Annotated in this window: 14 protein-coding genes; all 14 read left to right on the top strand. The window is 34.7% G+C overall.

Features of this window, described 5'->3' with window-relative positions:
* Window positions 1-68: 68 nt before the first annotated feature.
* Window positions 69-635 (top strand): YceI family protein, encoded by a 567-nt coding sequence (locus AC1DY0_RS17390; protein WP_477189852.1) that lies wholly within the window; start codon window positions 69-71, stop codon window positions 633-635.
* A gap of 409 nt (window positions 636-1,044) precedes the next feature.
* A complete protein-coding gene (locus AC1DY0_RS17395; protein WP_477189853.1) occupies window positions 1,045-2,322 on the top strand; it encodes a hypothetical protein in 1,278 nt (425 codons plus the stop codon).
* 272 nt (window positions 2,323-2,594) lie between these two features.
* Window positions 2,595-3,161 carry a YceI family protein gene (locus AC1DY0_RS17400; RefSeq protein WP_477189854.1) on the top strand — a complete coding sequence of 189 codons (567 nt, stop codon included), beginning with the start codon at window positions 2,595-2,597 and terminating at the stop codon, window positions 3,159-3,161.
* 290 nt (window positions 3,162-3,451) lie between these two features.
* On the top strand, window positions 3,452-4,852 hold the full coding sequence (locus AC1DY0_RS17405) for an anthranilate synthase component I family protein (protein ID WP_477189855.1): 1,401 nt from the start codon (window positions 3,452-3,454) through the stop codon (window positions 4,850-4,852).
* A 36-nt stretch (window positions 4,853-4,888) separates the two neighbouring features.
* Window positions 4,889-5,455 (top strand): anthranilate synthase component II, encoded by a 567-nt coding sequence (locus tag AC1DY0_RS17410; RefSeq protein ID WP_477189856.1) that lies wholly within the window; start codon window positions 4,889-4,891, stop codon window positions 5,453-5,455.
* 59 nt (window positions 5,456-5,514) lie between these two features.
* Window positions 5,515-6,351 carry a c-type cytochrome gene (locus tag AC1DY0_RS17415; protein WP_477189857.1) on the top strand — a complete coding sequence of 279 codons (837 nt, stop codon included), beginning with the start codon at window positions 5,515-5,517 and terminating at the stop codon, window positions 6,349-6,351.
* A 6-nt stretch (window positions 6,352-6,357) separates the two neighbouring features.
* Window positions 6,358-6,765: a GNAT family N-acetyltransferase gene (locus tag AC1DY0_RS17420; RefSeq protein ID WP_477189858.1), complete on the top strand. Its 408-nt coding sequence runs from the start codon at window positions 6,358-6,360 to the stop codon at window positions 6,763-6,765.
* 98 nt (window positions 6,766-6,863) lie between these two features.
* A complete protein-coding gene (gene trpD / locus AC1DY0_RS17425) occupies window positions 6,864-7,859 on the top strand; it encodes an anthranilate phosphoribosyltransferase (RefSeq protein WP_477189859.1) in 996 nt (331 codons plus the stop codon).
* 4 nt (window positions 7,860-7,863) lie between these two features.
* On the top strand, window positions 7,864-8,544 hold the full coding sequence (locus AC1DY0_RS17430) for a hypothetical protein (protein ID WP_477189860.1): 681 nt from the start codon (window positions 7,864-7,866) through the stop codon (window positions 8,542-8,544).
* A 6-nt stretch (window positions 8,545-8,550) separates the two neighbouring features.
* Window positions 8,551-9,330 carry an indole-3-glycerol phosphate synthase TrpC gene (gene trpC, locus AC1DY0_RS17435; protein WP_477189861.1) on the top strand — a complete coding sequence of 260 codons (780 nt, stop codon included), beginning with the start codon at window positions 8,551-8,553 and terminating at the stop codon, window positions 9,328-9,330.
* Between the two features lie 52 nt (window positions 9,331-9,382).
* Window positions 9,383-10,015 carry a phosphoribosylanthranilate isomerase gene (locus AC1DY0_RS17440; protein ID WP_477189862.1) on the top strand — a complete coding sequence of 211 codons (633 nt, stop codon included), beginning with the start codon at window positions 9,383-9,385 and terminating at the stop codon, window positions 10,013-10,015.
* 11 nt (window positions 10,016-10,026) lie between these two features.
* Window positions 10,027-11,208 (top strand): tryptophan synthase subunit beta, encoded by a 1,182-nt coding sequence (gene trpB, locus AC1DY0_RS17445; protein WP_477189863.1) that lies wholly within the window; start codon window positions 10,027-10,029, stop codon window positions 11,206-11,208.
* A 157-nt stretch (window positions 11,209-11,365) separates the two neighbouring features.
* Window positions 11,366-11,686 carry a gamma-glutamylcyclotransferase family protein gene (locus AC1DY0_RS17450; RefSeq protein ID WP_477189864.1) on the top strand — a complete coding sequence of 107 codons (321 nt, stop codon included), beginning with the start codon at window positions 11,366-11,368 and terminating at the stop codon, window positions 11,684-11,686.
* Between the two features lie 37 nt (window positions 11,687-11,723).
* Window positions 11,724-12,461, top strand: a complete 738-nt coding sequence (locus AC1DY0_RS17455) for a carbon-nitrogen hydrolase family protein (protein WP_477189865.1) — start codon at window positions 11,724-11,726, stop codon at window positions 12,459-12,461.
* Window positions 12,462-12,486: the final 25 nt, after the last annotated feature.

Genomic DNA, 12,486 nt, shown 5'->3' on the forward strand with positions numbered 1-12,486 from the left:
TATTTATCACTTTATAATAATTACTAATTCAAATTAAAATCAATTAAATCAAATTAAACAAATTACACATGAAAAATTTAAAAACAATTGCATTGGCATTCGCAGTAGTATTATCTACATTAACAGTAACTGCACAAACTAAAAAAGTAGACGTTTCAAAAAGTACAATCAACTGGGTTGGAAAAAAAGTAACTGGTGAACATTCTGGAACTGTAGCCATCAAAAGTGGAGCTTTAGTTTTCAAAAAAAATGCATTAACTGGAGGAACTTTCACTGTTGATATGCCAACATTAACTTCAACAGATCTTACAGGTGAATACCTAGGAAAATTAAACGGCCACTTGAAATCAGAGGATTTCTTTTCTACTGAAAAATTCCCAACATCTACTTTATTATTTAAAACTATTGCTACAAAAGGAAATGGAGTATATACTGTTACAGCTGATTTAACTATCAAAGGAAAAACAAATCCTGTTACTTTTGACATTACTGTAAAAGGAGATACTGCTACTACAGCATTCAAAGTTGACAGAACTAAATATGATATCAAATACGGTTCAGGAAGTTTCTTCGAAGGTTTAGGAGATAAAACTATCTACGATGATTTCGACTTAACAGTGAACTTGAAATTTTAATTTTAGAATCCTTAATGGAAAGAGTACCCTCGGCATTTTTGTCGGGGGTATTTTTTTTATGGAAAAACTGAATTCTGCACAAAATGCTTATGACGAAAACAGGATCGCATGAAGGATGGGAATGGCATCCTTTTCTTTTCCTTCTTTAGGAAAAGAAAAGATATAATGGACAGCCTGACCCTTGTGGTCATGCCCTAACAAAAAACATTATATGAATTTGCTTTTGTGGTAGACAAGAGCATTTTTTTTAAAATTATAATAAATCCAAATTCTACTTAATCCTGAATTTTCTTAACTTAAAAGTCACAAATAAATAATATTAAGAAAATACGCTAAAAACATTGTTGCGGTACTTTTGAAAAAAAATAAAGAACCAAAAAACACTGCAAAACCTACAATCATTAGCGTTATGAAAAAAAAACTATTCGTTGTCATTATTATTTTTCTTTCGATTATACCTCTGAATGCACAACAAATAAAAGGAATTACTGGCGACACAAACTGGTTTGCCAATTGGACCAATTTCAAGCCAGCAACCACAGAATATAATGAAGTCAATCAAATATTGGCAGGCACAATCAGCTCCGATATGAAACTGACAAGAAACAATACCTATCAATTAGTAGGGACAGTTTATGTAACCAATAATGCGGTTTTGACCATAGAACCCGGAACAGTTATTAGAGGAGATAAAGAATCTTGTGGAACTCTCGTAATCACCAAAGGCTGTAAAATTATGGCAGAGGGCACTGCTACCTATCCAATAGTTTTCACTTCAAACAATAATATCTCTGAAAGAAGACCTGGAGATTGGGGCGGAATAGTAATCCTTGGCGAAGCACCTATTAATAAAATTGGCGGTGTTGGTTTTTTAGATTTCAACTTTGACCCGGCCGTTAGTTATTATGGTGGGCAGGATCCTAACAGCAATTCTGGTATTTTAAAATATGTTCGTATTGAATATTCCGGTCGAAAAATAAATGCGCTCAAGGAATTGAACGGTTTGTCAATGGCAGGAATTGGGAAAGGCACGAAAATCGATTTTGTTCAAATCAGTTTCTCCAATGATGATTCGTTCGAATGTTATGGAGGTGATGTCAATTTCAACAACTTGATTTCGTTTAGAGCGACTGATGATGATTTTGATTTTACACAAGGAGTTCAATGTACAATATCTAACAGTATAGCCATTAGAAATCCTTATTCTTCTGATTTTTCTGGTTCGCGTTGTTTCGAAATTGATTCTTACGATAAAATTGAAAATACCGACGTAAGCAAAAAGCTTACTAAGATTACTGCTAACAATATGACATTGGTAAATACCGAAGATAACAATCAAGGACTGGTAAGGGAAGCAGTTTATATCAAAGAAAAAAGCTATTTCAATATCAACAATAGTATTATTGATGGCTTTAGCAGTTGTGTTTTGCTCGAAAATAAAATTGGGGTTCTACCTGCCAATTTAGCAAAAATCAACATTCAAGGTTTACAAATTAACAGATGCAACGGTATTGTCCAAAGCGAAAATGCTACAGTAAATCCAGAGCTATCAAACTGGTACAATAGTGACACATTCTCATTAGAAACAACAAAATTGAATAATATTGAATTATTCTTTCAGTCTGATGTCAAAAAATCACCCGATTTTAGGGCCCGAAACGCAAGCTTTTTTGCTAGTTCAAAATAATTAGTTTTCAATAAACTTAAAACACACAAAGCCTGATATGTAGTATCGGGCTTTTTTTATTTAAACAGATCAAAAAAACATAAAACACTAATCCTTAAAATATTATATTTAAAATAAGTAAAATAGATTTTTTTGGATTAACTTTATATGTCATTTACAATTACAGCTTAGCTATTATTTAAGATTCCATTTCAAATCGATTTCATATTTTTTATCAAAATGAAATCAACCTACATTTCATTAATTGTTTTATTAACTTAATTACTAGAAATATGAGAAACTTAAAATCATTTAGTATTGTTTTACTAATTCTGTTTTCCTTTAACCAAGGAATTTCACAAACCTATAAAATTGATGTTTCCAAAAGTATCATTAAATGGGAAGGGAAAAAAATAACGGGCCAACACGAAGGAACTATTAACTTTAAGGATGGTTATCTAATTTTCAAAGACAAAAAAGTTAGTGGTGGTAGTTTTACTGCAGACATGAAGACACTATCAAATACAGACCAAACAGGAAATTCTAAAACAAAACTGGAAGGCCATTTAAGATCGGAAGATTTCTTTAGTGTTGATAATTTTACAACTTCAACTTTAGTCTTTAAGAGTATTGCCAGCAAAGGGAATAATACCTACCTAATCAACGCCGATTTGACCATTAAAGGAATTACAAACTCCATTCAATTTGATTTGGTTGTAAGTCCAAATAAAGCCACCGCTGAACTAACCGTCAACCGAACCAAATATGACATAAAATACGGTTCAGGAAGTTATTTTGATGATTTAGGAGATAAGACCATTTATGATGATTTTGAGGTAAATGTGGTTTTGGTTTACTAACTTCAACAATTTAACAAAAATTAAAAAAAAATATCTTTTTTTTTAATTCAATCTTTTTGTCAGACCAAATATCATTTATATATTTGCGAATAAGAAAACAAAACATGAAAACTATAACAAACAATACTTGGTGGTGGAACAATTTACGTCAGTCGTCGTGAACTAAGCTCCTATAGTATTATTTGAACTATAAATATAAAAGGCTTGTCATCACGACAGGCCTTTTTTTATTTCAAAAAATTAGGAAAAACAATTTAAAAAAATTCATTGTATCAAAAGCAACATAAAGCATGAAGACATATAAACTACAAACCAACTACAAACAAATCCTGGCAGATACAATAACACCAGTGAGTATCTATTTCAAAATAAGAGATAAATTTCCCAATAGTTTATTACTGGAAAGTAGCGACTATCACGGAAACGACAATAGCTTTTCTTATATCTGCTGCAATCCAATTGCTTCAATAAAAATAGAAAACGAAACCATCTTCAAAAACTACCCTGATGGTACTTCGGAAACAATTACCATTGATGCAAACACTAATATTCCTGAAATCATTCAAACTTTTTCAGGTCAGTTTCAATCTGATAAAACAGATTTCAAATTCATCAACAATGGCTTGTTTGGATACATTTCTTATGATGCAGTCCGTTATTTTGAAAAAGTAACCATTGCCAAAAAAGAAAACAGCAATTCTATTCCCGATGTCTATTATGCAGTTTATCAAAACATCATTGCCATCAACCATTTCAAAAACGAAGCATACATTTTTTGTCATAGCCTTGATGGTAAAAATAACATATCCGAAATTGAGCAATTGTTACAATCCAGAAACATAGCTTCATATAAATTTTCCAAAGAAGGTGAAGGTTTTTCGAATCTAACCGATGAAGAATTCAAACAAAATGTGGCTTTGGCCAAAAAACATTGTTTCCGTGGTGATGTATTTCAGTTGGTTTTGTCCAGAAGATTTACCCAAGGTTTCAAAGGTGATGAATTCAATGTTTACAGAGCCTTAAGAAGTATCAACCCATCCCCTTACCTATTCTTTTTTGATTATGGTGATTTCAAAATTTTTGGATCTTCACCTGAAGCCCAGATTATTGTAAAAAATCGTAAAGCCGAAATCCATCCTATTGCGGGAACATTCAAAAGAACTGGTGATGACGAAAAAGATGCTGTACTTGCCAAAAATTTATCGGAAGACAAAAAAGAAAATAGTGAACATGTAATGTTAGTTGATTTGGCTCGAAATGATTTAAGCCGACACGGGCATGCGGTGCAAGTCGAAAAATACCGAGAAGTTCAATTTTTCTCACACGTAATCCACTTGGTTTCCAAAGTGACTGGCCATTTACATGAAAAAGCTACTACGATGCAAGTTGTTGCCGATACTTTTCCTGCCGGAACTTTGAGCGGAGCTCCTAAACACAGAGCAATGCAATTGATAGAAGATTACGAAAAAACAAACCGAAATTTTTATGGAGGCGCAATCGGTTTTATGGATTTTGAAGGTAACTTTAACCATGCAATTATGATCCGAACTTTCTTGAGTAAAAACCACCAATTGCATTCCCAAGCAGGAGCCGGAATTGTGGCCAGTTCTGATGAAGAAAGTGAAATGCAGGAAGTTTACAATAAATTACTGGCGTTGAATAAAGCGTTGGATTTAGCAGAAACTATTTAAAAAAAGAAAAAAGAGACACGAAGAAAGATAAACAAAATGAAAAAAATACTAGTCATAGACAATTACGATAGTTTCACTTATAATTTAGTGCATTATCTGGAAGATTTAGATTGCGAAGTTACCGTTTACAGAAACGATGAATTTGACATAGATGAAATAGCGCATTTTGATAAAATTCTCCTTTCACCTGGACCAGGGATCCCTGATGAAGCTGGATTATTAAAAGCCGTTATACAAAAATACGCACCTACCAAAAGTATTTTCGGAGTGTGTCTTGGTCAACAAGCCATAGGAGAAGTTTTTGGAGGAACGCTTTCTAACTTAGACAAAGTGTATCATGGAGTTGCAACACCGGTAAAAACAGTAGTTGATGATGAACTTTTGTTTGAAGGTTTGGGCAAAGAATTTGAAGTAGGCCGTTACCATTCTTGGGTAGTTGACAGCAATTTGCCAGATGTATTAGAAGCTACTTCATTTGACGAAAATGGTCAGGTAATGTCGTTAAGACACAAAACATACGATGTAAGAGGCGTTCAATTTCACCCGGAAAGTGTTTTAACACCCAACGGAAAAAAGATTTTGGAAAATTGGGTGAAGAACTAAGTCAAAAGAACTATTAAGACCTCTGACTTTATGACCTTTAAACTTTAAGACTTAAATAAATGAAAACAGTTAAAATCCATCTTACACTCTCATGCTTTTTTGTTTTTTGCTTTCTTTCCTGTAATCAGAAAAAGGAGCAAAAATTAGAGCCGACAGTTAATGTCCAGCCTGAAATAGTTTTGGATTTAGTGGATTTACAATCAAAAAACAAACTGGGAAAAGATACTATTGTCACTATTGTAAACGATCCTGTTTATCATAAAACTAAGAAGTATCATGCTGTAAATGCATTGCTTCTTTTAAAAAATGAAACTGATTTATCAAAAGTTGACATAAAAAATACATTAATAGTTTTTGAATGTATTGATGGTTATAAACCTGAAATGCCTCTTGAATTGTTTTTAAAAACGAACCCTTTTCTGGCTTTCAAAGATGTCGATGCTCCAAAAGGTTCCAATTGGGAAAAGATTGTCAAAAATGGAAACGAGATGAATGCTGACCCATTTTATTTAGTTTATACATCGGCTCCAACGGAAGACCAAGAATACAAATGGCCTTATAATGTTATAAAATTTCACTTTGAATCGAAAAATAAAAACATCGAAGCCTTACAACCAAAAGACGATGAAAAAGCAATGAAAGGTTTTGCATTATTTCAGAAACAGTGTATCACTTGTCATGCGATAAATGGAATTGGAGGCGAAATGGGACCTGAATTAAATTATCCCAAAAGCGTAACCGAGTATTGGAAAGAAAATGAATTGGTTGATTATATCGTAGATCCGGCGTCTTTCAGAAACAAAGTTAAAATGCCAACATTAGGAATTACAAACCAACAATCTCAGGAAATTGTTGACTATTTGAAATACATGTCTAAAAATAAAAAGAAAATATAACTCGAAATGAACATACAAATTTCCGATACAAGAGACATAAACGTTGATGACATATTAATTCTTTACAAAGCAAACGAATGGAGTTCCGCACAGAAACCAACGCAATTATACAATGGATTGTTGAATTCCGAAACATTAATTACGGCTTGGGAAGACAAAAAATTAGTCGGACTTGGGAACGCTATTTCCGATGGACATTTAACCGTGTATTATCCTCATTTATTAGTACTTCCGGAATATCAAGGGAAAGGAATTGGAAAAATGATTGTTGACAAAATGCAGGAGAAATACAGTCACTTCCATATGCAAATGTTAACCGCCGATGGAAAAGCTGTAGATTTTTATAAAAAAAATGGTTTTGAGCGTACCGGAAATACAGAACCAATGTGGATTTATCAGGGAAATGAACATTGAAAAAAGCAGGCAGTTTTCAGTAGTTAATTAGCAGACAAATTTAGAAATAAAAAACTTAGAAACTTAGTCACTCAGAATCTTAGCATCTATATAAAGAAATGAAAAACATATTAAATAGATTAATCAACCACGAAATTCTCTCCAAAGAAGAAGCCAAAAATGTATTGGTAAATATTTCCAGCGGGAATTACAATCCAAGTCAGATTTCTGCCTTTTTGACCGTATATATGATGCGAAGCATCAGTATCGAAGAATTGGCGGGATTTAGGGAAGCGCTTTTGGAATTGTGCATTCGAGTAGATTTATCCGATTACAATACTATCGATTTATGCGGTACAGGTGGTGACGGAAAAGACACTTTCAATATTTCGACTTTAGCCTCTTTTGTAGCCGCTGGTGCCGGAATCAAAGTGGCCAAACATGGTAATTACGGAGTATCGTCTATTTCGGGTTCCAGTAACGTGATGGAAAAACTGGGAGTAAAATTCAGTAACGACAGTGCTTTTATCGAAAAATGCATCGACAAAGCCGGGATTGCCATTTTACATGCGCCTTTGTTTCACCCGGCAATGAAAAATGTTGGTCCAATCCGAAAAGAATTGGGTGTTAAAACTTTCTTCAACATGTTGGGACCAATGGTAAATCCATCTTTTCCAAAAAACCAATTGGTGGGTGTTTTCAATCTCGAATTGGCTAGGATGTATGGCTATTTATATCAAAATACCGATGTAAATTTTACGATTTTACATTCGTTGGATGGTTATGACGAAGTTTCTTTGACGGGACCTACAAAAATTATAACCAGCACCAAAGAAGGAATTCTAAATCCTATCGATTTTGGTGTTAGCCTTTTGGAACAAAGCGAAATTGAAGGCGGAAAAACTATCGATGAATCGGCAGAAATGTTTATGAATATAATCTCCGGACAAGGAAACGAAGCTCAAAACAATGTGGTTTGTGCCAATGCCGGAATTGCAATTGCAACGGTTACTAAATGCACACCACTGGAAGGTTTTGAACTGGCGAAAGAAAGTTTGTTTTCAGGAAAAGGGCTTTTGGCTTTAAATAAATTGAAAGAATTCAGCAAAGACTAAAATCATGGCTTTTGAATTAAAAAATATAGTTCCGTGGGGCCGAAGTTTAGAAGAATATATCAAAATGTTCAAGCTTACTAATTACGATTTGAATAAAAGAATTATCAGTTTTGGTGATGGTCCAGCAAGTTTCAATTCGGAGATGAGGCTACTTAACAAAAAAGTAGTTTCATTAGATCCAATTTATCAATTCACAAAAGCTGAATTAAAGCAACGAATTGAAGAAACAAAAGAAACGGTTATGGAACAAATGAGAGCGAACCAGGAAAAATTCGTTTGGAAAAGCATTAAAAATGTAGATGAATTGGAGCAGATTCGTATGGGGGCAATGTCTAATTTTGTTAATGACTTTGAATTGGGAAAAGAACAACGAAGATATATTTACCACGAGTTACCAAATTCAACAAAATATGATACTCTAGAATTTGATTTGGGTTTAAGTTCCCATTTTTTGATTCTGTATTCGCAATTAGGATTGGACTTCCACATTCAATCGATTACCGAAATGCTGAGAATTTGCAAAGAAATAAGAATATTTCCGATATTGAATTTGAACGCAACAAAATCAGAAGTTTTAGAAGGTATTATTACCCATTTTAAATCTGATTTCGATGTAACCATTGCATCTTCTGACTATGAATTTCAGAAAAATGGAAACCAAATGTTAGTCATTAAAAGAAAATAAATAAAAATGAATATTTTAGATAAAATTATAGTTGACAAAAAAAGAGAAGTTGTTCTAAAGAAATCCATCATTCCGGTTTCGCAATTGGAAGCTTCAGTTTTTTTTGGAAAAGAGACCATTTCTTTAAGCCAAAATTTAAGAAACAGTAACTCTGGAATCATTGCAGAACACAAACGTCGTTCTCCTTCAAAGTCAATTATCAATCAAAGTTTTACTGTTGAAGAAGTAGTTAAAGGATATGAAAGTGCCGGTGCTTGCGGGATTTCGGTTTTGACGGACGGAAAGTATTTTGGCGGTTCATTGGACGATTTACTTTTGGCTAGAGCCTCGGTAAATATTCCGCTTTTGCGAAAAGAATTCATTGTGGATGAATACCAAATCCTGGAAGCCAAAGCCCACGGAGCCGATTTGATTTTGCTTATCGCAGCCGTTTTGACAAGAGAAGAAATCAAATCATTATCTGAATTTGCAAAAAAACTAGGACTTGAAGTATTACTAGAAGTACACAATCTTGAGGAATTGGAAAAATCGATTATGCCAACATTGGACATGATTGGCGTGAACAATAGAAACCTAAAAACTTTCGAAGTAAGCTTAGATTTCAGTAAAGAATTGGCTTCAAAAATTCCTAATGATTTTGTAAAAGTTTCAGAAAGTGGGATCAGTTCCATTGAAGCTATTAACGAACTGAAACCATATGGTTACAAAGGATTTCTTATTGGAGAAAACTTTATGAAAACAGATAACGCCGGAAAAGCAGCAACGGAATTTATTAGTAAATTATAAATAAAACACAAATATTAACTTATGGCGCCTTAGCGTCTTAACGGTAAATCAAATGAAACTCAAAATCTGCGGAATGAAATACCCCGACAATATGCTCGAAGTAGGCTCGCTCCTACCCGATTATATGGGATTTATTTTTTGGCAAAAATCGGCTCGCTATTTTGATGGAGATATGCCCGAATTACCAAAATCAATTCGAAAAACTGGGGTTTTTGTCAATGAAAGTATTTCTGTAATTGAAGAAAAAGTAACGAAATACGATTTACAGGCTGTCCAATTACACGGTCAGGAATCGGTTGAATTTTGTTCGGAATTAAAAACTAAATTTGGTACTTCCATTGAAATCATCAAAGTTTTTTCAGCAGACGAAAATTTTGATTTCAGCGTTTTAAAACCATACGAATCGGTTTGTGATTATTTCCTTTTTGACACCAAAGGAAAACTTCCTGGCGGAAACGGAACAACTTTCGATTGGCGAATATTAGAAAATTATCCATCGACAAAACCTTTCTTCCTAAGCGGAGGAATTGGAATTGCCGAATTGGATTCGATAAAAGAAATTTCAAAAACCAATTTACCCCTTTATGCCATTGACATAAACAGTAAATTTGAAATTGAACCAGGATTAAAAAACACATCATTATGTACAGACGCGATTAATCGCATCTCTACTGAAAACAAATAAAAAAATTTAAAATGTCATACAACGTCAACGAAAAAGGCTATTACGGAGAATTTGGAGGTGCCTACATTCCTGAAATGTTATATCCAAATGTAGAAGAATTACGCCAGAAATATTTAGAAATCACAGCAGAACCAGAATTTAAAGCTGAGTTTGACCAACTGCTCAAAGATTATGTGGGCCGTCCAAGCCCATTGTATTTTGCCAAAAGGCTTTCTGAAAAATACAATACCAAAATCTATCTAAAAAGAGAAGACTTAAATCATACAGGCGCACACAAAGTCAACAACACAATTGGACAGATATTAGTTGCAAAACGTTTGGGCAAAAAGCGAATCATTGCTGAAACTGGCGCGGGACAGCATGGAGTAGCAACAGCTACCGTTTGTGCCTTGATGGGTATGGATTGCATTGTGTACATGGGCGAAATCGACATTGCACGTCAAGCACCAAACGTTGCCCGTATGAAAATGCTAGGCGCCGAAGTTCGTCCAGCTCTTTCTGGATCCCGAACGCTGAAAGACGCAACCAACGAAGCAATTCGTGATTGGATCAACAACCCTGTAGACACGCATTATATCATCGGATCTGCTATTGGGCCACATCCTTATCCGGATATGGTTACCCGTTTTCAAAGTATCATTTCCGAAGAAATCAAATGGCAACTTAAAGAAAAAGAAGGGCGCGAAAACCCAGATTATGTTGTCGCTTGTATAGGTGGAGGAAGCAATGCCGCAGGAACCTATTATCACTTTTTACACGAACCCGAAGTCGGAATTATTGCTGTTGAAGCTGCAGGAAAAGGCGTAAACAGCGGTCATAGTGCAGCGACTAGTAAACTTGGAAAAGTGGGTATTATTCACGGTTGCAAAACCCTATTGATGCAAACTCCCGATGGTCAAATTACAGAACCGTACTCGATTTCTGCGGGCCTTGATTATCCAGGAGTTGGTCCTATGCATGCTCATTTGGCACAAACTGGCCGTGGAGAATTCTTTTCAGTAACTGATGATGAAGCCATGAACGCAGGTTTACAGCTAACCAAATTAGAAGGAATTATTCCAGCCATCGAAAGTGCACATGCTTTTGCAGTTTTAGATCAGAAAAAATTCAAGCCAACAGATATCGTTGTAATCAGCCTTTCGGGTCGTGGTGACAAAGATTTAGACAATTACATCGATTATTTCAAATTGTAAAATAAGGGTTTGGGCGTTCCCAAGGGTCGGGCTGTACGTTCCCGCTTTTTTTGAGGCGAAAAAAATCGCCTCAAAAAAGAGCTCCACTACCATCCCTAACGCGCACACTGCATAATCATAAAATAACCACTATTGACTAAACCAAAAAAAAGAATCTATGCAAAAATTATTCGCTTACGGTACTTTACGAGATCAAGATGTCCAAGAAAACCTTTTTGGACGTATTCTTCAAGGAACTCCAGAAACATTGATTGGTTATGAATTAAATGAAATCCAAATCGAAGAGGAATTTGGTATAGAACATTATCCAATTATTATGGAAACTAATGATTCCAATGACACCATCAGCGGAATTTTATATGATGTCTCAATGAGAGAGCTCCATCAGGCAGATTTGTATGAGGGACTTCATTACAAACGCGTTGAAGTATTGTTGCAATCCAACCAAAAAGCTTGGGCTTATAGTGCAGCCATTTAGAAACAATAAAAGGAAATTCAAAACAAAATAAGGAAAAATGATTTTAGCTGCGGCGCAAACCAACCCTATTCGTAGAGATATTGATTCCAATCTTTTGGAACATTATCGTCTAGTGAAATTGGCTGCCGCAAACGGAGCGCAACTAATAGTATTTCCGGAACTGTCCATTACGGGTTATGAAAGAGAAGATGCCGCAGATTTGACTTTTTCTGAAAATGATTCCCGATTGGATTATTTAAAAAAATTAGCCACCGAAAATAAAATCACTATCATCGCTGGAGCTCCAATTCGAATAGAATCAAACTTGTTTTTGGGTGAATTTTGCATCGCTCCAAACGATTCTGTTTCCATATACACCAAACAATTTTTACATACAGGTGAAGAGATTTATTACCAACCCTCTTTCGATTATAATCCAATACTGGAAATAGAAAACGAACGCATTTCCTGTGCCATTTGTGCCGATATCGACAATCCGAAACACCCAGAAAATGCCAGCAAAAATAATAGTTCAACCTATATAGCCAGTATTTTCTTTTCGCCAAATGGGATTCCGCAAGCGCATCAGTCTTTACAAAATTATGCTTCTCAATACCAAATGAATGTTCTGATGGCTAATTTTGGGGGAGATTCATACGGATGTCCATCCGGCGGCCGTTCTTCTTTTTGGAACAACAAAGGAGAATTGATTGCCCAAATGAAAGATTCAGGATCTGGATTACTGCTTGTAGAAAAGCACGTTTCTGGCTGGACAAGCAAAATACTGAACGATTAATAAAACATAAAAACACAACTATAGG

It is taken from the genome of Flavobacterium sp. P1_E4, from assembly GCF_056405915.1.

Coding starts and splice junctions, on each gene's coding strand:
- AC1DY0_RS17405 (WP_477189855.1), top strand. CDS start 3,452: ATGAAGACATATAAACTACAAACCAACTACAAACAAATCCTGGCAGAT.
- AC1DY0_RS17390 (WP_477189852.1), top strand. CDS start 69: ATGAAAAATTTAAAAACAATTGCATTGGCATTCGCAGTAGTATTATCT.
- AC1DY0_RS17400 (WP_477189854.1), top strand. CDS start 2,595: ATGAGAAACTTAAAATCATTTAGTATTGTTTTACTAATTCTGTTTTCC.
- AC1DY0_RS17455 (WP_477189865.1), top strand. CDS start 11,724: ATGATTTTAGCTGCGGCGCAAACCAACCCTATTCGTAGAGATATTGAT.
- trpC (WP_477189861.1), top strand. CDS start 8,551: ATGAATATTTTAGATAAAATTATAGTTGACAAAAAAAGAGAAGTTGTT.
- AC1DY0_RS17420 (WP_477189858.1), top strand. CDS start 6,358: ATGAACATACAAATTTCCGATACAAGAGACATAAACGTTGATGACATA.
- trpD (WP_477189859.1), top strand. CDS start 6,864: ATGAAAAACATATTAAATAGATTAATCAACCACGAAATTCTCTCCAAA.
- trpB (WP_477189863.1), top strand. CDS start 10,027: ATGTCATACAACGTCAACGAAAAAGGCTATTACGGAGAATTTGGAGGT.
- AC1DY0_RS17440 (WP_477189862.1), top strand. CDS start 9,383: ATGAAACTCAAAATCTGCGGAATGAAATACCCCGACAATATGCTCGAA.
- AC1DY0_RS17430 (WP_477189860.1), top strand. CDS start 7,864: ATGGCTTTTGAATTAAAAAATATAGTTCCGTGGGGCCGAAGTTTAGAA.
- AC1DY0_RS17415 (WP_477189857.1), top strand. CDS start 5,515: ATGAAAACAGTTAAAATCCATCTTACACTCTCATGCTTTTTTGTTTTT.
- AC1DY0_RS17395 (WP_477189853.1), top strand. CDS start 1,045: ATGAAAAAAAAACTATTCGTTGTCATTATTATTTTTCTTTCGATTATA.
- AC1DY0_RS17450 (WP_477189864.1), top strand. CDS start 11,366: ATGCAAAAATTATTCGCTTACGGTACTTTACGAGATCAAGATGTCCAA.
- AC1DY0_RS17410 (WP_477189856.1), top strand. CDS start 4,889: ATGAAAAAAATACTAGTCATAGACAATTACGATAGTTTCACTTATAAT.